Raw genomic sequence first — 25,452 nt, 5'->3', positions numbered from 1 at the left:
GAGGTTTACCGGTTACCGCCACCCTGGCCGGAACCTTTTGGCTGGTATTCCTGGCCACCGCCAGAACCTTGCTTGTTCTGGCGGTTACCCTGGTCTGTCCCCATGCCTTGCTGGTTGCCCTGGCCCTGGCCTTGACCTTGACCTTGACCTTGACCTTGACCTTGACCCATGCCCTGTCCCTGACCGGCTCCCTGGCCTTGGCTCATGCCCTGGCCCGGACCATTGCCGAGCTCAACGCCGCGCTCGCGGGCACGCTCCAGCATGCGTTCACGATGAAGCTCGCGGTACTGGGCGCGCTCTTCATTGGTATTGAAGCCGCGCATGGTCTGACGATGTTCCCGCAATTCCTGCTGGGTCATCAGTTGCTGGCCAAATACCGGTTCGTCGTCCTGTGCCGCAAGGGGCAAGCTGGTCATGCCGACTAGCAGGGCTACGCCGGCAGTACGCACGAATGATCTTTTGATGTTCATGGTTCGGCTCCTTTGCCTGTTACACCCCTTGGAGTCTAGATCAACCTGCTGGGCAAGGAGCGTTGGCATTCATACCTATTCGCCACCTGAGTCCTGGCATGGCCAGCCTGGATTGTAAACGTTGTCAATGGGACAGGATTCCCTGAAACTGGATGCCCGAAATAAAGGGACCTGTTAAATGACCTGGTATGGCGTAATTGACGCTGGAGCTCCCAGGCCCTGGCGAGATGGCCAGGTCCTGGTACTTCTTGTTGTCACCGCAGTAACCGGTGTGTTGATGCACTGGCTGTTACCGGATGGTTTTGCCGCCGGCTATTTCGGTGATGCAATGACACTTTCCGCATTCCTAGTGATTTACCCTCTGGTGGAGGAGGTGCTTTTCCGGGGCGTTATCCAGGGGGAGCTTCTGCGGTGGCCATTTTTTGTCCAGTCATTCGGTGGTATCAGCGCGGCAAACGTGGTGACAAGCGCGTTGTTTGTCCTGCTCCACCTTATTCACCAACCTTTGGGGTGGGCGGTGGCGGTGGCGCTGCCTTCATTGGCGCTGGGGTATTTTCGGGAGCGTTATCAGGGGGTCGGGATGCCCATTCTGTTACATGTACTTTTCAACGGGACGTTCCTCGTAGCTGGTATGCCCTGAACGGGACCTGGAATAACTGACTTCCAGTGACCAGTAATCACCAGGGTTCGGTTCGACCCCGGAGTGATGGCCGGGGCAGGCGGCCTGAGACGGTCTCCCGGAGCCGTCCGCAGCCATTTACCACATCAGGTCATCCGGGATCTCATACCCGGCATAGGGATCGTCTTCATCCTTGTCGGCCTGGCTGTTGCGATCATGCAACACCACAACTACTTCTTCGTCGCGTTCCATGATCTTGCGGGCGACCGCTTCCGGCACCACCTCATAGCTTTCATTGACGATAACTACGGCCAGGCGGCCACGGGCCAGCTGGTCCGTCATGGTATCGTCCACCAGGATCTTCTTGATCTTCTTGCCGTGGACAAACTGGTAGTCCACATCGCAGCGGCTTCGGTCCAGGCGATTGGTTTCCACCAGTTGACGGATCTGGGCGGTTATGGCCTTCCGGCGGGCTTCCTCGTTGCGTTGCTGGTTGAGTTGCCGGTCCCTCTCGGCCTTCTCCTGGCGGGCCTGCTGGGCCCGCAGCTTGCCTTCGTCAGTCTGGATGGCGCCCTTGGGTTGCTGTTTGCGCTGCTTTTTCTTTTCCTTCTGCAGCTGTTTGAGCTTTTTCTCATCGGCCAGGCCGGCCTTGAGCAGTTGGTCCTGTAATGAAGCCATGGTGGGTCCTGCTGATGTTTCTGAATCTGGTTCGTAGTTACGGTATTATACGGGGCTCATGGCCTCCGCCGTAACCTCCCGTCTTTCCGGATTCCTCCACTATGTCTTTTCAGATTTCCGGCCTGTCTCAGGCCATGCTCGACAATCTCGGGAACCTGGGCTTTACCGAGCCAACACCTATCCAGCAGCAGGCGCTGCCACCAGTTCTTGCCGGCCAGGACGTAATTGCCATGGCCCGGACCGGGTCGGGCAAAACAGCCGCCTTCGGTATAGGCCTTGTCGAGAAACTGGACGTCCGCCGGTTCGCGGTCCAGGGGCTGGTGCTGTGCCCGACACGGGAGCTTGCTGACCAGGTTGCGCGAGCGATCCGTGAGCTGGCTCGCAGCAGGCATAACGTCAAGGTGCTTACCCTGTGTGGCGGTACGCCAATCGGTCCCCAGATTGGCTCGCTGAGTCATGGTGCCCATATTGTTGTGGGTACGCCCGGCAGGGTAAAGGACCATCTTGACAAGGGCACGCTGACGCTGGACCGGTTGCAGACATTGGTACTGGACGAAGCAGACCGGATGCTGGATATGGGGTTTGAGGAGGCTGTAAACGCGATCGTGGCGAGGTCTCCGGAGCGTCGACAGACGCTTCTTTTCTCTGCGACCTGGCCGGAGCACGTTCGGCAGCTGAGCGAACGCTATCAGCAGACCCCGGTTTCCGTCACCGTTGAGGCCGGTGCTGAGGCTTCGGCCCTGGCGATCAGGGAGGTCTTTTACGAGGTTCCCGAGGGCCAGGCGCAAAAGGCGCTTGCGGGTCTTTTATCAACGCAGCAGCCGTCCTCCTGCCTGGTGTTCTGCGCCACCAAACAGCAGTGTGACGACGTGGTCTCGTTCCTCACTCAACAGGGCTTTGGGGCAGCGGCATTGCATGGGGACATGGACCAGAAAGACCGGGACCAGGTGCTGATCCTGTTTGCCAACCAGAGTTGCCCCATCCTGGTGGCAACGGATGTGGCCGCCAGGGGGCTGGACATCGATGACCTGCCGTTGGTGGTGAATATGGAGCCAGCCCGCTCCCCGGAGACCCACACCCACCGGATTGGTCGGACGGGCCGGGCCGGCAACCAGGGGGTCGCCGTCACTTTTTTCAGCCCGTCCGGGGCGCACAAGATCGCCCGCCTGGAGCAGGTTCGGGGGCATGGAATCGAGCCACTGGATGCCAGTGACCTGGTTTCGGCCACCCCGGCACCATGGCGTCCCGCACGGGTAACGCTCTGCATTGCCGGTGGCCGAAAGGAGAAAGTCCGTCCCGGCGATATCCTGGGTGCACTGACCGGCGAGGCGGGACTGCCCGGCGGAGTGGTGGGAAAGATTACCATTCAGGATTATCAGAGTTTTGTGGCCGTGGATTCGGCGGTGGCTGACAAGGCCCTCAAGCGCCTTGAGCAGGGGCGAATCAAGGGTCGCCGGTTCCGCGTGAGGGCGCTCGGGCCGGGCCTTTGAGAGGCCTGGCAACGGTGTAAAGCTGATACGTGGTTTTGCCCATTGTTTTTTTGGGAATACTGAAAAAATGCGGGCTTGCGAGGGGTTGTTTAGTTGCTCCCCTATGGATAAAACGGTAAATTACGCAGGATTTTGCCTCCGACAATGGTCTAAGTTCCAACCGTTGTAAGGGCTGAATACCGCTGTCAGAGGAAAGTCATTTCATTCAACACAGGTAGCACATGTTATGAGTGAGCTGATGTCACAGGCGATCGACCTGATGATCGCAGGCATGGGTTTCGTGTTCGTATTCCTGATTATTCTGGTATTCGCGACACTCCTCATGTCCAAGATGATTGGTCGATTTGCACCGCCCGAGCCGGCTACACCGGCCAGGACGCCACGTGCCAAAGCGTCTGCACCCGCTGCGGTTGATCCCGACACGGCGGAAGCAATAAAGAAAGCGATTGCACAATACCGGTCACGCCACAAGAAGTGACCGGCGCAGAACACTAGAACCTTTTAACAGAAGGCTGACACGATGACTGACACCAAGAAACCACTGGGGATTACGGATGTTATCCTGCGGGATGCACACCAGTCCCTGCTGGCCACCCGCATGCGGCTTGACGACATGCTGCCGATTGCCGAGAAGCTCGACAAGGTTGGCTTCTGGTCATTGGAATCCTGGGGTGGAGCCACATTCGATTCCTGCATTCGCTACCTGGGCGAAGATCCGTGGGAACGGATCCGCGAGCTGAAAAAAGCCATGCCCAACACCCAGCAGCAAATGTTGCTGCGCGGCCAGAACCTGCTGGGTTACCGTCACTATGCGGACGACGTGGTCGACCGGTTCTGTGAGCGTGCCGCCGAGAACGGCGTTGACGTGTTCCGGATTTTCGACGCCATGAACGATCCCCGTAACATGGATCGTGCCATCAAGGCTGTCCGCAAGACCGGCAAACATGCCCAGGGCACCATTCCCTACACCACCAGCCCGGTGCATACCGTCGATATGTGGGTAGAGCTGGCCAAGGAAGTCGCCGACATGGGCGCCGACTCCATCGCCATCAAGGACATGGCTGGCATCCTCAAACCGTACGTAGCCTATGAGCTGGTCAGCCGCCTGAAGAAAGAACTGGATGTGCCCATTCACATGCAGTGCCATGCGACCACTGGTATGTCCACGGCTACCGCCATCAAGGCCGCCGAGGCCGGTATCGATAACGTGGATACCGCCATTTCCTCCATGTCCATGACCTATGGCCACTCGCCCACTGAGGCTGTCGTTGCCATCCTCGAAGGCACTGACCGCGACACCGGCCTGGACCTGGAACTGCTTGAAGAAATCGCCAGCTACTTCCGCCAGGTGCGCAAGAAGTACGCGAAGTTCGAAGGCAGCCTGCGTGGCACTGACTCCCGTATCCTGATTGCCCAGGTGCCCGGGGGGATGCTCACCAACATGGAAAACCAGCTTCGTGAGCAGAACGCGACCGACAAGTTCGATGAGGTTCTGGCGGAAATCCCCAAGGTTCGTGAAGACCTGGGCTTTATTCCGCTGGTTACCCCGACGTCCCAGATTGTGGGCACCCAGGCAGTACTGAACGTACTGACCGGCGAGCGCTACAAGTCTATCTCCAAGGAAACCGCCGCTATCCTCAAGGGTGAATACGGCGCTGCCCCTGCAGAGTTCAACAAGGAACTGCAGGAGCGTGTCCTGGACGGTAAGGAGCCTGTGACCTGTCGTCCGGCAGACCTGATCGAGCCGGAGATGGACAAGCTGACCGACGAACTGAAGAAATTGGCGGAAGAGAAGAACATTAAGCTGGCGGACCAGGAAGTGGACGATGTCCTGACCTACGCCCTGTTCCCGCAGATCGGCCTGAAGTTCCTCGAGAACCGTGATAACCCGGATGCATTCGAGCCGGTACCCAGTGCCGACGACGTCGCCCCGGCTGCAGCGAAGAAAGCTGACGGCCCGGAAACCTACACCGTGAACGTGAATGGCAAGGACTACGTGGTTGCCGTGAACGAAGGTGGTGAGATCAGCCAGATCGAAGCAAAAGGTGGCGCGGGCGGTTCATCCGCACCGGCGGCTTCTGCTCCGGCCCCGGCTGCTGGTGAGGGCGAGCCCCTGCTGGCACCGCTGGGTGGCAACATCTTCAAGGTTCACGTGTCCCCCGGGGATCAGGTGGAAGAAGGTGATGTGGTGATCATCCTCGAGGCCATGAAAATGGAAACCGAGGTTCGCGCCAACAAATCCGGCACGGTCGGTGAAGTCTTCGTCAAGGTCGGTGATGCCGTTTCCCCTGATGATGAAATGCTGACAATCGCATAAGGGCCAGCATTCCATGGATAAATTACTAACGCTGTGGACAGGCAGTGGCCTGTTCAACATAACCGCGGGCCAGACGATCATGATCCTCGTCGGTCTGCTGCTGCTGTTCCTTGCGATCCGCAAGGGCTTTGAGCCGTTGCTGCTGGTGCCGATTGGCTTCGGTGGCATCCTGGCGAACATCCCGGAGGCAGGGCTTGCCCTGACTGCGGCGGAAAATGCCATCCACTTTGCATTGAAGGACGGTGGCAGTACTCAGATCCTGGCTGCGCTGGCAGCGCCGCTGGATGTGGCCTATCAAGCTGGGCAGGCAGTTACACCGGAGCTTAAAGAAGCATTCAAGGTGGCTGTGAAAGAGGCCAGCTATTCCGAAATGGCATTGGCCAACTCCATTGCCCAGGATTTCGGGTATGGCAATGGCATGCTCTATAACTTCTACTCGGTTGTTATCGGCAGCACCATCGGGCCGCTGGTTATCTTCATGGGTGTTGGTGCCATGACCGACTTCGGTCCACTGCTGGCCAACCCGAAAACCATGCTGCTGGGCGCTGCCGCGCAGTTCGGTATCTTCGGTACGGTATTGGGCGCTGCACTGCTCGACTGGCTGGGCATCCTGGACTTCACCATCCTGGAAGCGGCTGCTATTGGTATCATCGGTGGTGCAGACGGCCCGACGTCCATCTACGTGTCCAGTGTGCTGGCTCCCCACCTGCTTGGTGCGATTGCGGTATCGGCCTACGCCTACATGGCGATGGTGCCGATGATCCAGCCGCCGATCATGAAGGCGCTGACTTCCAAGGAAGAACGTGCCATCAAGATGACCCAGCTGCGTCCGGTGAGCAAGAAGGAGAAGATCGTCTTCCCGCTGGTCGTACTGATTGCCGTGGTTCTGTTCCTGCCGGATGCAGCGCCGCTGCTGGGCATGTTCTGCTTCGGTAACCTGATGAGGGAATGTGGCGTGGTCGAGCGTCTGAGCGATACTGCCCAGAACGCCCTGATCAACATCACCACGATCTTCCTGGGTCTGTCGGTTGGTTCCAAGCTGATGGCGGACAAGTTCCTGGATGCCCAGACCCTGGGTATCCTGGCGCTGGGTATCGTCGCCTTTGGTGTGGGTACCGCCTGTGGTGTTCTGATGGCCAAGCTGATGAACGCCATAGTGAAGGAGAAGATCAACCCGCTGATCGGTTCTGCCGGTGTATCGGCGGTGCCGATGGCAGCTCGGGTATCCAACAAGGTTGGACTTGAGGCCAATCCGCAGAACTTCCTGCTGATGCACGCCATGGGCCCGAACGTGGCCGGCGTTATCGGCTCTGCGGTAGCTGCCGGTGTCATGATCAAGCTGCTTGGCTGATTGTTGTAGCTGGTAGTCTGAAAACCCCGAAAGACTTTGAGTCTTTCGGGGTTTTCTTGTTTTGGTCTGGTGGTTTTCTTGGTCGGCAAATTTGGGTGCCTGGCCTGGGGGCATGGGTGGCCCTTTCTCCGCTGCAATTCACGGTCCGTCCATGGACCGCCTTGCACCGCGCCCTCCATGGCGCTGCTGCGAAAGGGCCACCCATACCCCCAGTCCGAAGGGAATATCGTCGCGCCTGAGGGTACAAAGAAGAGAAAGGATGAGCTCCCCTGGCTGGGGCGAAGTTAGACTCCGTTGTAAGGCGACGCCAGATGAAACCCTTTCTGTTCTTAAATGTTCCGGACACGGAGGGAGTTAGTTGGGGCAGTAGGGTGGGGGATGCTTTCGTCGCAGCGCCATGGATGGCGCGGAGCAAGGCCGGCCCAGGGATGGGCCGTGAATTGCGGCAGAGAAAGCATCCCCCACCCTGGTGCCCCTCCACCAAAACCTGCAAGCTGGGGCCCACAGCCCACAGCCCACAGCCCACAGCCCACAGCCAACACTAGCAGTAACTCAAGAAGCCGTAGGAGCTACTGAAAGTCCCGCGAAGGCACCGGCAAGGTCTGAATCAGGTGGCCGAGGTCGGTAAGCTTCCCGGCCATGACATGAACAATGTCCCCCTCCCGTTCCACAATGCCTTTCACATGCAGTAACCGTGAAGTCAGCAACGGCTTGCGTTGCTGCCGGGCCGTATTGAGCCAGACCACCACATTGATGTTGCCGAACTCGTCCTCCAGGGTAACGAAGGTGACACCGGAGGCGGAGCCGGGGCGTTGGCGGCCGGTGACCAGGCCGGCGACCTGGACCGGGCGATTGGGTTCAGCGGTTTTCAGTTGCAGGGCGTTCAGGCAGTTACGCAGGTGCCCCTGCTCTCTCAGCAGGGCCAGCGGGTGACGCTGCAGGGTAAGCCCCTGACTGGCATAGTCTGCCAGAACATTCTGGCCTTCTGACGGAGCCGGCAGGTCAACCCTGTCACTGCCGGGCAAATACGACTGATCTTCCCCGTCTTCCGAAACCCAGAGAGGCGCCGCCTCTTCATGACCCAGCAGCTCCCAGTAACTCTGGTGCCGGTGACCGCTGATGGCAGCAAGGGCATTGGCCCCGGCCAGCAGTTCAAGGTCCCGCTGCGGCAGGGCAGTGCGCTGGCGGAGTTGCTGCACGCTGGTATAGCCGCCAGGTGGCCGTTGCCGACACAAGGTCTCGGCGCTTTGGTGGTTCAGTCCGCGTACTTGCCGCAAGCCGACCCGGAGGCGGCCATCGGAGCCTTCCAGGGTGTAGTCCCAGTGGCTGTGGTTAACGTCCACCGGTAAAACCACAACGTCATGCCGGCGGGCATCCTGGATTAGCTGGGAGGGGGAGTAGAACCCCATGGGCTGACTGTTCAGCAGGCCGCAATAGAAGGCCGCCGGGTGATGACGCTTGATCCAGGCCGAGACATAGACCAGCAACGCAAAGCTGGCGGCGTGGGACTCGGGAAAGCCATAGCCGCCAAAGCCACAGATCTGGTGGTACAGGCGCTCGGCAAAGTCTTCGCTGTGGCCCCGTTCCCGCATGCCACTGATCAGCTTTTCCCGGAACACCGTCAGGTCGCCATGGGACTTCCACGCGGCCATGGCCCGGCGTAGCTGGTCGGCTTCACCGGCGGTAAAACCGGCGGCCACCATGGCCAGCCTGATCACCTGTTCCTGGAAAATGGGTACGCCCAGGGTGCGTTCCAGCACCCCCCGGACTTCCTCGTTGGGGTAGGTGACCGCTTCCAGCCCGTGTTTGCGTTTCAGGTAGGGGTGGACCATATCGCCCTGGATGGGGCCGGGGCGCACTATGGCTACCTCAATGACCAGGTCATAGAACTTCTCAGGCCTCAGCCTGGGCAGCATGTTGATCTGGGCCCGGGATTCCACCTGGAAGACACCGATGCTGTCGCCGGTGGTGAGCATGTCATAGGTGGCCTTGTCTTCCCGGGGCACGTGCTGGAGGGTAAAGGGCTCGCCTTGCGCCTCACTGATCAGGGTCAGGGATTTGCGGATGGCGGTCAGCATGCCCAGGGCCAGCACGTCCACTTTCATGAGCCCCAGGCTTTCCAGGTCATCCTTGTCCCACTGGATGACGGTACGGTCAGCCATGGCTGCGTTTTCAGTGGGTACCAGTTGCGACAGGGGGCCGGAGCTGATGACGAAACCACCCACATGCTGCGACAGGTGTCGGGGAAAACCCAGCAGGGTATTTACCAGGGTAAAGAACTGGTTGGCAACCCGCTTGTGGCGGGTCAGGCCCTTGTCGAGGATCTGGCCTCGCCAGTCGGTTTCCCGGTCCCGCCAGTCGATGCCGTTGAGCAGTTGCTCCACCTGGGCGGGATCAAAACCCAGGGCCTTGCCCACGTCCCGGATCGCGCTACGGGGGCGGTAGCGGATAACAGTGGCCGCCAGGGCTGCCCGTTCCCGGCCGTAGCGCTGGTAGATGTACTGGATGACTTCTTCCCGGCGTTCGTGTTCGAAATCCACGTCGATGTCCGGTGGCTCGTCCCGGTCCTTGGAAATGAACCGCTCGAACAGTAGCTCGATCTGGCGGGGATCTACCTCGGTAATGCCCAGGCAGTAGCACACCGCCGAGTTGGCGGCGGAGCCCCGGCCCTGGCAGAGGATGCCCTGGCGACGGGCAAAGCTGACGATGTCATGGATGGTGAGAAAGTAATGCTCGTATTCCATTTCACGGATCAGGCCCAGTTCCTTTCGAATCAGGGCCTGTATGTGTGCCGGGGTACCTTCCGGGAATCGTCGTTGTTCCCCCTGACGGGTCAGGGCTTGCAGCCAGCTGGCGGGGGTTTCCTCCGGTGGCACCAGGTCGCCGGGGTACTCATAACGCAGTTCGCCGGGGCGAAAGGTGCACCGTTCGGCAATGGCGAGGGTTTCGTTAATCCACTCAGTCGGGAACAGTCGTCGAATGACCGGTATGGGCCTCAGGTAACGCTCGCCATTCTGGAACAGCCGGTGCCCGGCCTGTTCCAGGCTGGTGTTATGGCGAATGGCGGTGAGAACGTCCTGCAGGGGTTGGCGTTGCCGGTCATGCATGTGCACATGGCCTGTGGCTGCTATGGGGCGTGCCAGTTGTCTGGACAGGGCACGTATGCGATGAAGTTGCTGCTCTTCACCGGACTCCAGGGTGCGGCTGGCGGCAAGCCAGAAGCGGTTGGGGAACCGGTCGCGGAGCCATTCTCCGGCTTGCAGTGCACCGGTAAAACTGACTTCGCGGGTGGCTGGGGGTAGCCACAGGCACAGGCAGTCGTCCAGGTGCTGTGTGTCCAGGTCTTCCGGAACCAGCTGGTAATGTCCCTTGGGGGCTCGGCGACGCCCGAGAGTGATCAGCTGGCAAAGCTGGCCGTAGCCCTGGCGAGTGCAGGCCAGCAGGATCAATCGAAGGCCGGGGGCATCCGGGGCTGAGGGTTCCAGCTCAAAATAACTGCCGGTAATCAGGGCCAGCTTGGTGTGTCTGAGTGCCTGCCAGGCCCGGGGGATGCCTGCTACGGAGCAGGCATCGGTGATGGCCAGGGCCTGGTAGCCGTTTGTCAGTGCCTGTTCCGCCAGTTCATGGGGGTGCGAGGCACCGGTCAGGAAGGTGAAGTTGCTGAAACAGTGCAGTTCGGCGTAGCTCATGGCCTTGCAGGTCATCCAAACCAGCCATGGACAAACCAGCCCTGCTGGTTGTGTCGATAGATCCAGGCCAGCTGGCCTGCGGGCAGCCGGGCAATGTAGTAATCCCGCAATACCCGCTCGCCGTCCCACCAGCCACCGCTGATTCGTTCCGGTCCGCTCAGCCACTCTTCCGGAGCCACCTGCAGGGTTGCGGGCTGGGACAGCAGCCAGAGGGGGCGAAGGGGCAGGTGCTCCGGCATTGGCTCCCGCTGCTGGCGTGCCAGGCTGCATGCGCTCCAGGCCCTTTCCGGGCGATGGTCCGCCGCCGGGGCCAGGTGCTTCAGGGCCTGCTCACCTAGCCGGGCCTGCAGCCGGCTGACCAGGGTGTGCCAGGCTTCCCCTGTGTCCCGGGTTTCACCCAACAGGTCTGTGGATGTGGCCGTGTGCCGGTGGAGAAAGCGGGTTACCCGCAGTTCCAGGGTCTCCACCGGGGCCTGCAAGGGGTGTTGCTCCAGTCGAATCCGCAACAGGTTGAGAAAGGCCTCGGCGCGGTGTTCCGGGCCAGTGGTCCGTACTTGCAGGTGGCTGGGCTCCTGGCGGTAATGGTGCAATATGAGTAACAGGCTGTCAGTGTCCTGCTGTCGCCACTGGAGGTCACTTTCCAGGTCCGCAAGGATGCGCTGCAGGGCAAACAGGAGCCCCTGGGCTTTCTCGACTGGCAGGCCGAAATCCGCCCTTTGCCGGAATTCATGGGGGGGCTGCCAGCTGGTTTGGGGTTCAGGCCGCTGGCCAAGGATGCGCTGGATATGAACCAGGGTTTCCGGAGCCAGGCGGCGGGCGAGTTCGGCCGCCGGCAGTTGTTGCAACTCACCCAGTGTGGTCAGCCCCAGACGGGTGAGGCGCTGCAGGGTGCGCTGCTCAAGTTCGGTGGCGGCCAGGGGCAGGGTAGCCAGGTTAGTGGCCATCTCCTCAGTGCCTTCTGTAAAACAGTCAGCGCCGGCCCGGGCCAGCAAGCGGGCAGCCAGCGGGGTAGTGCCAGTGGTCAGGGTGGCATGCAGCTGGCGCTCCCCCAGGGCTTTCTGCAACGCTTCCCTGAGTGGCTGCAGGCCACCATACAGGCGCCTTACACTGCCGGCGTCTGCCAGCAGGCCATCCGGCGGGTACAGGGTGATCCGGTCCATATAGCGATAAAGCCAGTGGGCCTGCTGTTCCAGGATACGGGCCTGGCGATTGTCATCGGCGTGGACCATGACCAGCTCCGGCGCCAGGTTGAGAGCGGTTTTGAGGGCAGTGCCTGGCTGGACGCCCCGCGCCATGGCCCGGGGGCAGGCCTGCAGGACGCGCCGCGATCCCTGGCAAAGAACGGCCAGAGGGGCACTGGCCTCCCGGGCACGGGCAATATGGTCCAGCAGCAGGTGCTGGAAGTGCAGGTACAGCCAGGGCATGGTCTATCCGCTCTGATGATCAGGCCAGGGGCCATGAATAACGGTACTGGCCTCGGTCACGTCCTGCTGGACCCGGGCGGCCATGGCAAGTCTGCAACCCTGGCCGGGCCAGCCCCCGCGACGCTTGAGGATGTTCACCTTCAGGCCGAGGCGGTCATCCGGAACCAGTTCCAGCCGGAGTGCTGCCGGCGAACTCTGGCAGGCCTCTTGCCGGCTGCGGAACAGGATGCAGATGCTTTGACCGGCCTCGGCGGCCAGCTGCAGGCGGCGGATATCCCGGGCGGCCAGGCTGTCAGGCCAGGCCAGTACCAGTCCGGTAGCCTGTGAGCGCAGGCAGTTTTCCAGGGTCCACAGAAGGTCAGGCTGGTTTTCGGTCCGCACCAGGACCACCTGGCCCAGGTCGACGTCCGCCCGGGCGAGGGCAGGAGCATAGGGAGTAAACGGCGGGTTAACCCAGAATACGCACTGCTGCCTTTTGGTCATTCTCTGGAGCAGGGGCAGAACCAGTTGCAGTTCGCCAATGCCTGGGCCGTCCAGCAGGCATTCGCTGAGGGCACCCCGGGGCCAGCCAAGGCCCCCGAGTTCTTTGTCGAGGGTGGCAAAGCCGGTGTGCTCCGGGGTTGGCTCTGTTGCAAGCTGGCGGTGCCCGCGCCAGAGGCGGGCGTCGTCGAGCAGGGAATTCAGCAGGTCACTCATGGCCTTTTCCGATACTGTTTAAATATACAGTATTCGGGATGGGCCCGAATTTCAAGCCCGGAGACCAGTCACTGGCCCAGTGAGTGGCTTGCCCGTCAGGCCATGGGTCTGTAGGGGGTGGTCTGTTCCTTGCCAGGCAAGCTCAGGTAGGTGAGCAGGTCTTCCGACGACATGGGGCGAGCAAACAGGAAGCCCTGTCCGAAGTGACAGTCCGCCTCTGCCAGGACCTGCAACTGATCTTCCGTTTCGATGCCTTCAGCCACCACTTCCAGGTCCAGGCTGGTGGCCATCTGCAATATGGCCCTGACCATCTCCATACTCTTGCGGTCCCGGGGTATCCCGTCCATGAATGATTTGTCCACCTTGAGCTTGTTGACCGGCAGGGAGCGCAGGCGGCTCAGAGATGAATATCCGGTGCCAAAATCGTCAATGGCAATCTCGAATCCCCGGCCATGCAGCGCTTCCAGGAACTGCTCGGTTTTTACGATATCCGTCATCATCGAACCTTCGGTCACTTCCAGCATAAGCGCGCTGGCCGGAAGGTGATGCTGAGCCAGCATCTGTTCCAGCTGATCGATCAGATCGGCCTGCCAGAGTTGGTTGACGGACAGGTTCAGCGAAAGGCGTAGTTCCGGGAACAGGGTGCGCCAGGAGGCGAGGGTGCTGCATGCCTGCTCCAGCATCATCTGTCCGGAGCGGGAAATCAGCCCGGTTTCCTCCAGGGTCTGCAGGAAATGCCCCGGGGTCGTCACCGTGCCGTCCGGGTGAATCAGCCGCATCAGGGCCTCGACATAGACCACCTTGCCGGTGCGGATGTCGATAATCGGCTGATACCAGGCATCAAAGGCATTGGCATCCACCGCCCGGTGCAGGTTGTTTTTCAGGGTCAACTTGTGACGGTTCCGCACGGAAAGCTCTGTGTAGTAGAAGCGGAAGTGCCCACGGCCGGCGGACTTGGCTTCGTACATGGCAATATCCGCAAAGTTGATCAGGTCGCTGGCACGGGTGGTGTCTGCCGGATACAGGCTGATACCGACGCTGGCGCCGAGGTGGTGCTCCAGTGCGCCATGGTGAAACGGTTGTTTCATGGAGCGGGTCAGTCGCTCTGCCAGGTGGGCGGCCGCCTCGGCAATGGCTGCAGTGGGGTCTGCCGCCTGGCTGATAATGTCGTCAGATTCATCAAATCGCATCAGGATGAGGAATTCATCACCCCCCAGCCGGGCCACGAAGTCTTCTGCGCGGGCCACCTGGGTCAGTCGTTTTGCCACGTCATGGAGCAACTGGTCGCCGACTTCATGACCCAGGCTGTCGTTGATACGCTTGAAACCATCCAGGTCAACGAAAAGCACAGCGGCGACCCGCCGGTGCCGGTTGAATTCCGCATCCAGCTGTTCCAGCTCCTCCATCACCCATTGGCGATTGGGGAGGCCGGTGAGGGTGTCCCGGTAGGCGCTGTTCCAGGCCAGTGTGCGTTGTTCCTGCAGATGATCTCGCATGCGCAGTGTTTCCACGCCAAAGGAGACATTGGCGGCGAGACGCTCGAGCAGGCTGACCTCGTCATCTGTAAAAGTGTGTGGACGGGCGCTGTAGATGGCCAGTACACCCAGGTCGTTCTCGCCGAAGGCCAATGGTATGGCCACCGATGAGCGGATGCCGTGTTCCCTGGCCAGACTGCGCCAGGGTCGGACCATGGCGTCCGTTTCCACATCTTCGCAGACAAAGGGCATGCCGGTTTTAATGGCACGTCCCGCTGGCCCTTGGCTGAAGCGGTCTTCCTGCCAGCGTACCTGAAGGTTATGGATGTATTCCTGGGCGTCTCCGGACCATGCCAGTACCTCGACCGAGCGGTTATCATCGTTTTTCGCCCGTCCGATCCAGACCAGGGCGTAGTCACTCAGGCGTATCAGAGTGTCGAGGACTGACCGGAACAGCTGGGTTTCGTCTTCCCCCCGCAAGACCACCTCGTTGCCTGCGGCCAACACGCGGTAGGCCCGGTCTGTGCGAACCCGGCTCCGTTCTGCGAAATCCAGCTGCACCTGTTGCTGCCGGGACAGGTCGTGGAGTTTGAGCAGGTTGTCAATACGCGCCGAAAGCTCCACACGGGAGGAGGGTTTAACCGTGATGTCGTGAATCTCGCTGCCGAGAAGCTCCCGCACACGAGTTGTCTGGGCCTGCTGTAACAGCACCATGACTGGCATAAGGGCAGGGCTGAGGGTTTGTCTTCTCTCCCGGAGACTTTCCCGAAGACGCAGGAAGCTGGCCAGGTCCAGGATGGCCAGGTCGAAGAGAGTGTCTGGCAGCTGCCCCTGTTGCGTCTCCAGGATCTGGTGCTGCGACAGGGCTTCCCTGAATACCCGTTCATTACCGGGTTGGCTGAACGATACGAATAAACGAGCCAATCCGTTGCCTCCTCTGTCAGCTGAGCGACTGCGTTGGTGTCTTGTGATTCCGGGGGGACCATGGCAGGCCCCGGAGTATGCCCTGCAGATGATGCAGGGGAGCGCCCACCCAAAGGCCGGTGGGCGTGACCTCGAACTCTCGCAGGCTTTTTTCGAAATCCCCCGTCCTTTTTTTAAGTACCCCCACGGTCTTGCGGACCTCGCCCTGGAATTCCAGGTAACGCAGCAGAATCAGGGTGTCGCCCAGATGGCTGATGCGGGGATCCGTTGGCTGGACATTTTCCGACGCTATCATGGGGGTTTCGTTGATGATGAGCACCGTTACCCCCATGCCGGTCAGATAGCGACACAGTGCATGCAGGCGCTCAATGATCTCGTCGCCGGCCACGGAAAGGCGGGAGACAGACATCTGGTAGCCGGATGAGCTGTCCAGCATGACCGTGCGGGCGCCGCGCTGCTCCACCTCCTGGCGTACCAGCAGGGCAAGCTCATCCGGCGAGTACCGCATGGGTTCGATGGGAGTGACGTTCAGGTCGTCCCTTTCCAGCAGTCGATCTACCGGCATACCAATGCTGCGGCACCGGGCAAGCATTGTCTGGGCGTCTTCCTCGAAGGTATACACCACGCTGCGCTCACCCCGGCCTACCGCTGCCATGACAAACTCCATGCCCAGCGTGGTCTTGCCCACGCCGGTGGGGCCGGCAATGATCGTAACCGTGCCCCGGTTGATACCGCCATGGAGAATCTGGTCCATCTCCGGAATACCGCTGCTGAGCAGGTCCGGGCTGAAGGCCTGTGAATGGTCCTCCGGCACCAGTCGGGGGAAGACCTGCATGCCTTCAGGGCTCAGCCTGAGAAAATGCACTCCGTCGGCAAAGCCTGACCCCCGGAATTTGCTGACACTGATGCTGCGCCCCTCCCGCATGCTCTGTAACTCAATAACGCCGTCACAGATGAACCGGAGATCACCATCGGCGTCACCGGGGATCTGACCGGCTTCCGCTGTGAACAGAACGGTGGCCCCGGTACCCGTCAGGTAATCAAACAGGGCGTGGCACTGGCGGCGAAACTGGTAACGGTCCGGTGCCAGGTAGAGCAGGGAAGACAGAGGCTCGATCACGATCCGGGCGGGCTGATGTTCCGAAACAGCTTCCCGGATACGCTGCAGCACCGGTCTTATGCCCAGTTCAGAACTGGGCAGCAGGTCAAAGGCTGCTTCTACCTCGTCGTCGATATCGCCGGGGGACAAGTCGACAAAATGGAGGTTGGGGGACGTCAGGCCAAGGGTGTCCGCCAGCCATTCAATGGTGCTACTGTTCTTGTTGAAGGTGATGTAGAGAGTGTCCTGGTCCTGGCGCTGGGCCAGGAAGTGCAGGCTGAGAGTGGTTTTGCCACTGCCTGCGTCACCATTAACCATGTAGGTGCGCTGGGCAATCATACCGCCATGCATGATTTCGTCCAGCCCGGGTATGCCTGTGGAGACGCGTTCTGCCACAAGGGCTCCTTGAGGTTTGCCGTTGCCGGCGTGCATAACCGGTTAATTCCATAAGGAAATGGCCGGAGTGAGGTATCCGGGGCAGGCGATTAGCGACTTGACCCCACGCTCACCGTACAGGTGTCGCCGAAACAATCCCTTAACATAGGTTTACATAAGCGAAATTATTCAGTGTTTCATGGAGGAGCTATGAAGAGACTGGGCGAACAGAATTGCGAAGCCTGTCGTGCTGATGCGCCGCAAGTATCGGCCGAAGAGCAGGACAGCCTGCTAATGGAGCTGCCGAACTGGGAAGTGGTGCATCAGGAAGGGGTTCCGCAGCTAAGGCGAGTGTACTCTTTCCGTAACTTTGTCCAGGGGCAGGCCTTCACCAACCGGGTGGCGGACCTGGCAGAAGCGGAGGGTCACCACCCGGCTATCCTGCTGGAGTACGGCAAGGTTACGGTGCGGTGGTGGACCCACAAGATTGGCGGCCTGCACCGCAATGACTTCATCATGGCAGCACGTACGGACGCTATTTACGAAGTGTAAACGGGTCGGAAAGCCGCCTTGCGTCAGGGCACCAGCAACACCGGGCTGAGACTTTCCCGGACAACGGTCTCGGACGTATGCCCAAGGGGCAGCTGTTCCACTGGCGTGGTCCCGCGCTTGCCGATCAGGGTGAGCGCCGGCCGACTTTCGCTGATCAGCTCCAGCAGCTCCCGGGCGGGCTGGCCGTTGAGAATCCGGGCATGCACCGACGATTTGCTGTTGGCGATGTCATGGACCAGCTGGTCGACACGGTCTGCCTCCTCGGGGGCATCGTCAGGCCGGACCCAGACCACCCGCCCTTCCTGGCCGTCATTGACCAGTTGCCGGAACAGATCGAGCGCCCGGTCCGCGTTCTCGGAGCCATCTGTTGCCAGGAATACGGGCGACTGGCTGGATGAGGGTTGTCCCTCCGTGGGCAATATCAGCAGCGGGCGTCGGGCCATTCGAGCCAGGTTCATGGTGATATTGCCCATGAACAGTTCGCGGCCGGCAGAGTGGTGGGTGCTGCAACAGATAATGCCATCGGCTTTCAGGTGCCGTGCCAGCTCCACCATGCAGGAAGCCACAAAGCCGTGGCGTACCGCGATATCGGTTTCCACGCCCCAGTCATCCGCGTATTTGCCGGCCAGGTCCCTGAGCTTGCTCTCTACGGCCCCTTCGCTGTCCTCGATATGTTTCCGGGTATGAGGTTCGATGACGTAGGTCAGGGTCAGCCTGCTGACGCCCAGGCGCCTCAGCAAGGGGGGAAGCTGCCGGATGGCCAGCTCCCAGCCGTCGGAGTAATCCACACTCAGAATCATATGGCTCAGCATACAAACACTCCCCGAAAGAATGGTGGGATGACTTTGTCTTTAAAGCTAGCACAAAGTGCTGTTAGTGCTATTGATTCCGGTCAGGGTGCTGAACCCCTCACTGGCGAGTTGGGGGTCGACGTGGAACTGGACGCCATTCCTGGCGCGCAGCAGGCTGGTGGGCATGATGCCGAGCATGCTGTGAAAGGTATTGGAGAAGTGTGCCAGGTCCGAAAAACCCGAACCCACGGCCGCCTGGGTAAAACTCTGACCCTGGGCAATGGCCAGGGTCGTGGCGTGGAGGCGGTGCCACTGTCGGTATTTGCCGGCTGAAATTCCGAGATACTGTCGAAACAGTTGAATGACCCGGGGAACCGACAGGTTGACGGCCGAAGCGAGGTCTTCGGTGGTGATATTGTGCATGCGTTTGCTGCGAAGAAGGCCCACCGCCCTGGCGACCCGGGGATCAATGCTGCCGGGATCAAGCCGGGATGAGTGGCTCAGCCCGAGTCGGGCAAGCATTGCCAGGACAACCTGTGGTGGTGGCCGCGATGTGCTCACCTCGTGCCCCATGGCAGCCAGCTGTTCCTGGTTGTCGAAATCCCAGAGTATCCCGTGGGACTGACGTAAGGCGTGGCGTTGAAGTGCCTTCAGATCGTGGAGGAAGGGGTCCAGAAACAGCACCAGCAGGCCCGGACTGTCAGACTCCAGGTAAACCGGGAGTCCCGGGGTAATCACGCAACACCGGGTAGTTACCCCTTCAGTTGCGTGGGTCTGGCGATGCAGTTGCAGCATGCCATCGATACCGATGACCAGCGCGGCACTGCCATAGCACCGGTAACGGGGCTGGGTGTCCGGGCCGGTATAGAGTACCCGGTTGTCCCAGATATAGAGATGGTTGGATGACTCGCCGGCGCTTGCTCGCACTGTGTTCCCTCCGTGGGATAAATCCTTCCCGGCACCGACGTTCGGCACTCTCCTATCCTAACCGGTAATTGCTGGAAGTGAGGTCACATCGCCGTGATCAACTGCTCAGATGCCATGGAATTATCATTCCACACAAATGGGCGGCGACGGCCCGCAGGTATCCTGCAGGTGCCAGTCAGGGCGCCACCAGGGTGCCCCTTGCAGTATGGACGATGCGTCAAGCAATGAAGGTGGTCCATGGAGTAACGGGCCTCCTCTCAGGGAGAGATCAATGGAGAGTTCCAATGAATAAGAAGATCATACGACCGTTCGGCAGGTCATGTGTGCCCAGGAGCCGGTCTTTGGTATCGGGGCTTGCCCTGGCCATGGCTTCAGCCAATGCGCCCGCAGCGGTCCTTTTTGAAGAAACGTTCGCTAATGGCCTGGGGGCCTTTTCCGACCAGGGCCGGGTATACACCATGACCGCCGGAGAAGTCTCCATGCGCGGTGGTGGTTCTATTGAGACGCTGGTCCGGTCCGGACCGATCACCGTGAATGGTGCCAGTGACCTGACCCTGTCTTTCTATCGTGATATCTCGGGCTTCGACAGTGGCGAATCCCTGACAGCCTTCGTGTCGGTCGACGGCAGTACCTTCCAGTCAGTGCAGTCCGTGAGCAGTGGTTCCGGCGTGGTGACGGTTGATATTGGCGATATGGTTGCCGGACAGGACCAGGTTTACCTCCAGTTTGCCATCAATGCCTCGAGCTTCTTCGAGCGCGCCGGGCTGGGCAGCATCCTGCTGGAAGGGATCACGAGCAGTGATCCCGGAGATCCTGGCGACCCCGGTGATCCCGGTGACCCTGGAGACCCCGGTAACCCGGGTGGCGATGACGAGCCCATGCCGGAGGCCGGTGACTTCGTGACTTTCGAGTCTGGCCATGTCCGGCCAATGGCGCTGTCATCCGACGGCAATCGTCTGTATGTGGTGAACACGCCCGATAATACCGTCCAGGTGTTCGATGTTTCCGGGGAAACCCCCACGCCTGTGGAAACCATTCCTGTGGGAATGGAGCCGGTTGCGGTCAATCTACGGAATGACGGTGAGCTGTGGGTGGTCAACCACCTGTCGGACAGTGTGAGTGTCGTAGATGTGTCAAGATCCCCGGCCCGTATTCGCAATACCCTGCTGGTAGGCGATGAGCCAAGGGACATTGTCTTTGCCGGTGACAACGACAAGTGGGCGTTCATCACGGCTGCCCACCGCGGCCAGAACGTGCCCTTTGACCCGCAACTGACTAGTCCCGGTGTTGGCCGGGCTGACGTCTGGGTGTTCGATACCAACAACCCGGGCTTTCAGCTTGGTGGCGAGCCTGTCACCATCCTGAACATGTTCGGTGACACCCTCAGAGGACTGGCTCGCAGCCCGGATGGTAGCAAGGTCTACACCGCCGTGTTCAACTCGGGTAACCAGACCACCGTGCTGGACGAGGAAATTCCTGACGGTGGCCTCGACAAGCCCGGTCCCAACCGCGCGGCCGATGGCACCGAGCAGCCTCGTACCGGTCTGATTGTGCAATACGACGGCCGTAACTGGATGGGTCCGGGTGATCCTGTACGTGGTGAGGCGCCCCGGTCGTGGAACGAGTACGTCAAGCTGGAGCTGCCTGACTACGACGTTTTCGAGATCGACACCTCCGGTTCCGTGCCCAGGGTGGCGTCCAGGACATCAGGGGTGGGTACCACCCTGTTCAACCTGGTGGTTAACCCCGGCAACGGCAAGGTCTACGTATCCAACCAGGAAGCGAATAACCTGACCCGCTTCGAGGGGCCCGGCCTGAATGCCACCACCGTTAACGGTAACTTCGTACAGAGCCGGATTACCGTGGTGGATGGCAATAACGTACAGCCCCGCCACCTGAACAAGCATATCGACTACACCACTGAACTGGGTACTGCGTCCGAGAAGGAGAGGGCGGTAGCGACCCCGCTGCAGATGGCGGTGTCTTCCGACGGTAACGAACTGTTCACGGCTGCCATGGGCTCCAGCAAGCTGGTGCGCTATGACACCCGCGCGCTGGAGAGCGACAGCTTCCAGCCCAACACTGAGGACCAGTTGGTCGTCAGCGGTGGTGGTGCAACGGGTGTGGTCCTGGATGAAGCCCGCAGGCGCGCCTTTGTGACAACCCGCTTCGACAACGGGGTGTCGGTGGTTGATGTGGAAGGTGGGATGAGCGAGCTTGCCCACGTTACCATGGCGAACCCGGAGCCGCAGAAGGTCGTGGAGGGTCGTCGCTTCCTCTACGATGCTACCTACACTTCCAGCCGCGGTGATTCGTCCTGCGCCGGGTGCCATATGTTCGGTGATATGGATCACCTGGCCTGGGACCTGGGTAATCCGGATATTGCTTCCGAGGACAACCCCAACGCCTATAATGACAACGTCCCGGCAATTGGGCGTAACCTGACCTTCCATGCCATGAAGGGCCCCATGGCGACCCAAAGCCTGCGAGGCCTCAAGGGAAATGGACCGCTGCACTGGCGGGGTGACCGCACCGGTGAGAACCGTAGCCGTGGCGAGAGCCTGGAACTGGCTGCTTTCAAGGAGTTCAACGAGGCTATTACCGGCTTGCTGCGTCGTGAGACTGAACTGAGCGATGCAGAAATGACCCGGTTTGCTGAATTTGCCCTGGAACTGACTTACCCGCCCAACCCAATCGCAGCGCTGGATAATAGCCTCAGCCCGCAGTTGCAGGAAGCGCTGGAGATCTACAACACGGTCAACTCAGATTTCGTGACCAACTGTAACGGCTGTCACGTTCTGGATCCGGACCGTGGCATGTTCGGTACCGATGGCACCATGTCCGTCGAAGGTGGTGACGTGGACGAGGATATGAAGATCCCTCACCTGCGTAACATGTACCAGAAGGTGGGTATGTTCACCAAGAATGGTGCCGACCGCCCGGAAACCGGCCCCCAGATCCGTGGTTTCGGTTACGACAACCAGGGTGCGTCTGGTTCCGTGGACAACTTCCTCAGTGCCCCGGTGTTCCTGTTACTGGGTGAGCGGCGTCGTTTGCTGGTACAGGACCTGGCGCTGGCTTTCCCGTCTGAGATGAATCCCATCGTAGGGCAGCAGGTGACCCTGACCCCGGACAACCGCAGCCGGTCTGATGTGCAGTCCCGCCTGGACCTGCTGGTAGAGCGTGCACTGGTCACCAATCCGCGGCCAGAGTGTGACCTTGTCGCCACAGCCGTGCTCGATGGCCAGAACCGGCGTTGGGTGTTCAACGCCAACGAGAAGTTTGTGCCGGGCGACCGGGCTACGCCGTCCCTGACCCGCAATCAGTTGCTGGACCAGGTAAGCGCACAGGACACCTCCGTGACCTTCACCTGCACACCTCCGGGCAGTGGTGTGCGTAACGTGGCCAGCCGCTGATAAGCGATCGGCAGTAAAGGTAAGAACCCCGGCTTCCATACCGGGGTTTTTATTACCTGGACATTGAACGACTGGCTTCAGTTGTCCGGAGGGGCGGTCGTGTCGTCACCCTGTAGTTCCTGCCACGCCTGGTTGAACCTGCGGGCCATTAATCGGGTGCCCGGGGCCGAGGCTGAGAAAATAAAACTCAGTGGCCAGCTTAACAGGTTGGTGTGCGCCAGGTCGGGCAAGGGTGACCGTTCGATGGTAACTTCCATGGGAGCCTGGAAATTGACCAGGTAATCGCCGCGACGGAATGCCAGCATGCGGATCGCCGACTGATGGTCCGGGGCGAGGGTGACATAGGTGTTTGGGTCGACCTTGAGCTCATCCAGTAGCCGGAAATAAGTGTAGCCGCGAATCAGGATCAGCCGTTTTCCCTGCAGGTCTTCCAGGCTCTTTACTGGCGGCGTATCCCCCCGGTGATAGGCGTTGAGTCGAATCTCGCCAGGACGAAAGTCGGTTTCGTGTGTGAATCCGGCGAGTTCGGGAACGCCCGCTGAGCCGGGCCAGAGGTCAATATCACCCCTTTCAAGATAGAGATATACCCGTTCAATCGGCAGTCCCTGCCACGCCACTTCGTAACCGGCCCGTCGGGCCAGTTCCTCGGTGAAATGAATGAAACTGCCTTCTGGATGCCCGTCAGCGCCGCTGTAGGCCAGGGGAGGAAATTCGATAAAGGCAGCCCGAATGGTTTTTCGGTCCGTTGCAGCGGCGCTTGCAGCCATCACGAGGGTGCCTGCCATGATTGCAAGGCTGAGTGTTTGCAGGAATCGTTTCATCACCGAGGGTTTTTCATTGGAATTGTTATATCGCTAGAATGGCGCGAATCCCGCTGACTGTAAAGTCGCCCCTCCATCCAGCAACACACGGTGTGAAGGGGTTGCGTCAGCGCCCGCAAACCATCCGGAAACCAGGTATGACCACAGACAATATCAGGCATCGTGGCCGCTTTACGGCCTTTGACCCCATCACGACCCGCTGGGCGGACAATGACCTCTATGGCCATGTCAATAACGTGACCTACTACGCCTGGTTTGATACCAGCGTGAACCGTTACCTGATTGAACAGGGCGGGCTGGATATTCACCAGGGGCAGGAGATTGCCTACGTGGTGAGTTCGTCCTGTGACTATTTCAGTCCGGTAGCCTACCCGGAAAGGATCGAGGCCGGGCTTCGCGTGGAGAAGCTAGGAAACAGCTCGGTTACCTACAATATCGGCATCTTCCGGGAGGGTGAAGAACAAGCCTGTGCCGTCGGGCGCTTCGTACACGTTTTTGTCAACCGGGACACCGACCGGCCGGTGCCTATCCCGGCCGGTGTGCGAGAGGCCCTGGAGCGGCTGGTTTAGTAACCCTGGGCCGTAGAGGTGCTGCGGCGGGGGTCGGCGGCCCCCCAGCGGCGCCCGTCAGCGTCGATCAGTACGCTCTGGATAGCCCCCATGGCGGATCGCGTTTTTACGGTATGGCCCATGGATTCAAGCAGGTCAATGGTGTCCGGGCTGATGCCCTGTTCGATACGAATCTCATCCGGCAGCCACTGGTGATGAATCCGGGGCGCCTCCACGGCGGACTGGATGTTCATACCGTGGTCAATCACGTTCATGAGAACCTGCAGGGTGGTGGTAATGATCCGCGAGCCGCCAGGGCTGCCGGTGACCAGGTAGTTCTGGCCATCCCGCCGGACGATGGTTGGTGACATGGAGCTGAGCATGCGCTTGCCCGACTCGATTTTGTTGGCTTCGCCCCCAATCAGTCCGTAGGCGTTGGTTACGCCGGGCTTGGCACTGAAATCATCCATCTCGTTATTCAGCAAAAAACCGGCACCTTCCACGGTAATACCTGAGCCGTAACTGAAGTTTATGGTGTAAGTGTTTGAAACAGCGTTACCCCAGCGGTCCACAATGGAGAAGTGGGTGGTTTCATTGCTTTCATAGGGTGTGGGGTTGCCGGGCCCGATATTGTTCGAGGGGGTAGCCTTGTCCGGGTCGATTTCCTGTCGCAGTGCATCGGCGTAGTCCTTGCTGGTGATGCCGTCCAGCGGCACCTCAACATAGTCCGTATCCCCCAGGTACTCGGAGCGATCGGCATAGGCCCGCTTCATGGCCTCAGCCATCAGGTGGATTGTTTGGGCGGAGTTGTGGCCATAATCGCCAATGGGATAGTCCTCAAGGATATTGAGGATCTGAACGATATGCGCCCCCCCGGAGCTGGGGGGAGACATGGAAAAGATCTCGTGTCCCCGATAGGTGCCCCGGACCGGCTCGCGCATGACCGGCTGGTAGCCGGCCAGGTCGTCCAGTGTAATCAGGCCCCCGCCACGCTCCATTTCCGCGACGATCAGATGGGCGGTCTCTCCTTCATAGAAGTCCGCAATACCATGATCGGCGATGCGCTGCAGGGTGGCTGCCAGTTCCGGCTGGCGAAAGCGGTCGCCGGGTCGGGGCGGGGCGCCATCCTGGTTATAGAAGGTAGCCCGGGTGGCCGGCCAGCGGGTAAGGCGCTCCCGTGCCTGCTCAAGGCCTTCAGTGAATCGGTGAGGAACCTCGAACCCGTCCCGCGCCAGGGCAATGGCAGGAGCCAGCGCCTCTGCCAGGGTGATGGTCCCGTATTCCTCCAGGGCGAGGGCAAACCCGGCAACGGTACCCGGTACACCGGAGGCAAGGTGGGTAAAGCGACTGCGCTCCGGCACCACCTCACCATCCTCGTTCTGGTACATGGTTTCGGTAGCGGATGCGGGGGCCGTCTCACGGTAATCAATCGCCTTTACCGCGCCGCCATTCCCGGGTGCGTAGAGCATGAAGCCGCCGCCCCCGATATTGCCTGAGCGGGGCTGGGTGACCGCCAGGGCGAAACCCGCCGTCACCGCCGCGTCCACCGCATTGCCGCCGTTGCGAAGCACCTCCAGGGCTACGGCGGTAGCATGGGGGTGGCTGGTTGCCACCATGCCATGGTTTCCGGGTACGGGGTGGTGGCGTTCTCCCTCAAGGATTGCCTGGGCATTGGCCAGGCCTGCTAACAGGCTGAACAGGGCCAACCAGAAAATTCGCAGATACCAGGGCAGGGCGGGCATGGGTGCTCCTTCTGTGTCGGGGAGATTTATGGCGAAACGGGGTTCATC

Annotated in this window: 19 protein-coding genes; 8 read left to right on the top strand and 11 right to left on the bottom strand. The window is 60.3% G+C overall.

Features of this window, described 5'->3' with window-relative positions:
* Nucleotides 1–5 precede the first annotated feature (5 nt).
* On the bottom strand, nucleotides 6–470 hold the full coding sequence (locus BM036_RS01165) for a hypothetical protein (RefSeq protein ID WP_091848394.1): 465 nt from the start codon (nucleotides 468–470) through the stop codon (nucleotides 6–8).
* A gap of 178 nt (nucleotides 471–648) precedes the next feature.
* Here BM036_RS01165 and mrtJ point away from each other — a divergent pair, with 178 nt between their 5' ends.
* Complete coding sequence (gene mrtJ, locus BM036_RS01160; protein ID WP_091848393.1) at nucleotides 649–1,110, top strand: JDVT-CTERM system glutamic-type intramembrane protease MrtJ; 462 nt, start codon at nucleotides 649–651, stop codon at nucleotides 1,108–1,110.
* A gap of 117 nt (nucleotides 1,111–1,227) precedes the next feature.
* Here the strand turns inward: mrtJ and BM036_RS01155 are convergent, their stop codons facing one another.
* Nucleotides 1,228–1,767 (bottom strand): DUF2058 domain-containing protein, encoded by a 540-nt coding sequence (locus tag BM036_RS01155; RefSeq protein ID WP_091848392.1) that lies wholly within the window; start codon nucleotides 1,765–1,767, stop codon nucleotides 1,228–1,230.
* 101 nt (nucleotides 1,768–1,868) lie between these two features.
* Here BM036_RS01155 and dbpA point away from each other — a divergent pair, with 101 nt between their 5' ends.
* From dbpA to BM036_RS01135, 4 genes are all read left to right on the top strand, one after another.
* Nucleotides 1,869–3,257 carry an ATP-dependent RNA helicase DbpA gene (gene dbpA, locus BM036_RS01150; protein ID WP_091848391.1) on the top strand — a complete coding sequence of 463 codons (1,389 nt, stop codon included), beginning with the start codon at nucleotides 1,869–1,871 and terminating at the stop codon, nucleotides 3,255–3,257.
* A gap of 226 nt (nucleotides 3,258–3,483) precedes the next feature.
* Nucleotides 3,484–3,735 (top strand): OadG family protein, encoded by a 252-nt coding sequence (locus BM036_RS01145; RefSeq protein ID WP_091848390.1) that lies wholly within the window; start codon nucleotides 3,484–3,486, stop codon nucleotides 3,733–3,735.
* 42 nt (nucleotides 3,736–3,777) lie between these two features.
* On the top strand, nucleotides 3,778–5,574 hold the full coding sequence (gene oadA, locus BM036_RS01140; RefSeq protein ID WP_091848389.1) for a sodium-extruding oxaloacetate decarboxylase subunit alpha: 1,797 nt from the start codon (nucleotides 3,778–3,780) through the stop codon (nucleotides 5,572–5,574).
* Between the two features lie 13 nt (nucleotides 5,575–5,587).
* A complete protein-coding gene (locus BM036_RS01135; RefSeq protein WP_091848388.1) occupies nucleotides 5,588–6,925 on the top strand; it encodes a sodium ion-translocating decarboxylase subunit beta in 1,338 nt (445 codons plus the stop codon).
* A 569-nt stretch (nucleotides 6,926–7,494) separates the two neighbouring features.
* On the opposite strand, the gene BM036_RS01130 is transcribed toward BM036_RS01135, so the two are convergent.
* The 5 genes from BM036_RS01130 to BM036_RS01110 all read right to left on the bottom strand — a co-directional run bounded on the left by BM036_RS01130 (nucleotide 7,495) and on the right by BM036_RS01110 (nucleotide 16,628).
* Complete coding sequence (locus tag BM036_RS01130; RefSeq protein ID WP_091848670.1) at nucleotides 7,495–10,614, bottom strand: error-prone DNA polymerase; 3,120 nt, start codon at nucleotides 10,612–10,614, stop codon at nucleotides 7,495–7,497.
* 11 nt (nucleotides 10,615–10,625) lie between these two features.
* Complete coding sequence (locus BM036_RS01125; protein WP_091848387.1) at nucleotides 10,626–12,038, bottom strand: Y-family DNA polymerase; 1,413 nt, start codon at nucleotides 12,036–12,038, stop codon at nucleotides 10,626–10,628.
* 3 nt (nucleotides 12,039–12,041) lie between these two features.
* Nucleotides 12,042–12,734, bottom strand: a complete 693-nt coding sequence (gene imuA, locus BM036_RS01120; protein ID WP_091848386.1) for a translesion DNA synthesis-associated protein ImuA — start codon at nucleotides 12,732–12,734, stop codon at nucleotides 12,042–12,044.
* A 95-nt stretch (nucleotides 12,735–12,829) separates the two neighbouring features.
* Nucleotides 12,830–15,133: a putative bifunctional diguanylate cyclase/phosphodiesterase gene (locus BM036_RS01115; RefSeq protein WP_091848385.1), complete on the bottom strand. Its 2,304-nt coding sequence runs from the start codon at nucleotides 15,131–15,133 to the stop codon at nucleotides 12,830–12,832.
* Nucleotides 15,134–15,149: 16 nt separating this feature from the next.
* Entirely contained in the window at nucleotides 15,150–16,628 is a 1,479-nt protein-coding gene (locus tag BM036_RS01110; protein ID WP_177185958.1) for an ATPase domain-containing protein, read from the bottom strand.
* A 189-nt stretch (nucleotides 16,629–16,817) separates the two neighbouring features.
* On the opposite strand from BM036_RS01110, the gene BM036_RS01105 reads away from it, so the two are divergent.
* Nucleotides 16,818–17,159 (top strand): 4a-hydroxytetrahydrobiopterin dehydratase, encoded by a 342-nt coding sequence (locus tag BM036_RS01105; RefSeq protein ID WP_091848383.1) that lies wholly within the window; start codon nucleotides 16,818–16,820, stop codon nucleotides 17,157–17,159.
* Between the two features lie 23 nt (nucleotides 17,160–17,182).
* Here the strand turns inward: BM036_RS01105 and BM036_RS01100 are convergent, their stop codons facing one another.
* Both BM036_RS01100 and BM036_RS01095 read right to left on the bottom strand, forming a co-directional pair.
* Entirely contained in the window at nucleotides 17,183–17,971 is a 789-nt protein-coding gene (locus BM036_RS01100) for a universal stress protein (RefSeq protein WP_091848382.1), read from the bottom strand.
* A gap of 45 nt (nucleotides 17,972–18,016) precedes the next feature.
* Nucleotides 18,017–18,877 (bottom strand): AraC family transcriptional regulator, encoded by an 861-nt coding sequence (locus tag BM036_RS01095; RefSeq protein WP_091848381.1) that lies wholly within the window; start codon nucleotides 18,875–18,877, stop codon nucleotides 18,017–18,019.
* 341 nt (nucleotides 18,878–19,218) lie between these two features.
* Between BM036_RS01095 and BM036_RS01090 the strand changes: the two genes are divergently transcribed.
* Entirely contained in the window at nucleotides 19,219–22,293 is a 3,075-nt protein-coding gene (locus BM036_RS01090) for a YncE family protein (RefSeq protein WP_091848380.1), read from the top strand.
* 77 nt (nucleotides 22,294–22,370) lie between these two features.
* Here the strand turns inward: BM036_RS01090 and BM036_RS01085 are convergent, their stop codons facing one another.
* Nucleotides 22,371–23,117 carry a substrate-binding periplasmic protein gene (locus BM036_RS01085; RefSeq protein WP_143066551.1) on the bottom strand — a complete coding sequence of 249 codons (747 nt, stop codon included), beginning with the start codon at nucleotides 23,115–23,117 and terminating at the stop codon, nucleotides 22,371–22,373.
* Nucleotides 23,118–23,251: 134 nt separating this feature from the next.
* On the opposite strand from BM036_RS01085, the gene BM036_RS01080 reads away from it, so the two are divergent.
* Complete coding sequence (locus BM036_RS01080; protein ID WP_091848378.1) at nucleotides 23,252–23,683, top strand: acyl-CoA thioesterase; 432 nt, start codon at nucleotides 23,252–23,254, stop codon at nucleotides 23,681–23,683.
* Here the strand turns inward: BM036_RS01080 and ggt are convergent.
* On the bottom strand, nucleotides 23,680–25,404 hold the full coding sequence (gene ggt, locus BM036_RS01075; RefSeq protein ID WP_091848377.1) for a gamma-glutamyltransferase: 1,725 nt from the start codon (nucleotides 25,402–25,404) through the stop codon (nucleotides 23,680–23,682). The genes BM036_RS01080 and ggt overlap by 4 nt on opposite strands.
* Nucleotides 25,405–25,452 lie beyond the last annotated feature (48 nt).

The sequence above is a fragment of the Marinobacter segnicrescens genome (assembly GCF_900111555.1).
GTDB lineage: Bacteria > Pseudomonadota > Gammaproteobacteria > Pseudomonadales > Oleiphilaceae > Marinobacter > Marinobacter segnicrescens.
Note: the sequence above shows the minus strand (reverse complement) of the source record. Positions and strands in the feature narration are given on the sequence as shown.

Coding starts and splice junctions, on each gene's coding strand:
- BM036_RS01165 (WP_091848394.1), bottom strand. CDS start 470: ATGAACATCAAAAGATCATTCGTGCGTACTGCCGGCGTAGCCCTGCTA.
- mrtJ (WP_091848393.1), top strand. CDS start 649: ATGACCTGGTATGGCGTAATTGACGCTGGAGCTCCCAGGCCCTGGCGA.
- BM036_RS01155 (WP_091848392.1), bottom strand. CDS start 1,767: ATGGCTTCATTACAGGACCAACTGCTCAAGGCCGGCCTGGCCGATGAG.
- dbpA (WP_091848391.1), top strand. CDS start 1,869: ATGTCTTTTCAGATTTCCGGCCTGTCTCAGGCCATGCTCGACAATCTC.
- BM036_RS01145 (WP_091848390.1), top strand. CDS start 3,484: ATGAGTGAGCTGATGTCACAGGCGATCGACCTGATGATCGCAGGCATG.
- oadA (WP_091848389.1), top strand. CDS start 3,778: ATGACTGACACCAAGAAACCACTGGGGATTACGGATGTTATCCTGCGG.
- BM036_RS01135 (WP_091848388.1), top strand. CDS start 5,588: ATGGATAAATTACTAACGCTGTGGACAGGCAGTGGCCTGTTCAACATA.
- BM036_RS01130 (WP_091848670.1), bottom strand. CDS start 10,614: ATGAGCTACGCCGAACTGCACTGTTTCAGCAACTTCACCTTCCTGACC.
- BM036_RS01125 (WP_091848387.1), bottom strand. CDS start 12,038: ATGCCCTGGCTGTACCTGCACTTCCAGCACCTGCTGCTGGACCATATT.
- imuA (WP_091848386.1), bottom strand. CDS start 12,734: ATGAGTGACCTGCTGAATTCCCTGCTCGACGACGCCCGCCTCTGGCGC.
- BM036_RS01105 (WP_091848383.1), top strand. CDS start 16,818: ATGAAGAGACTGGGCGAACAGAATTGCGAAGCCTGTCGTGCTGATGCG.
- BM036_RS01100 (WP_091848382.1), bottom strand. CDS start 17,971: ATGCTGAGCCATATGATTCTGAGTGTGGATTACTCCGACGGCTGGGAG.
- BM036_RS01080 (WP_091848378.1), top strand. CDS start 23,252: ATGACCACAGACAATATCAGGCATCGTGGCCGCTTTACGGCCTTTGAC.
- ggt (WP_091848377.1), bottom strand. CDS start 25,404: ATGCCCGCCCTGCCCTGGTATCTGCGAATTTTCTGGTTGGCCCTGTTC.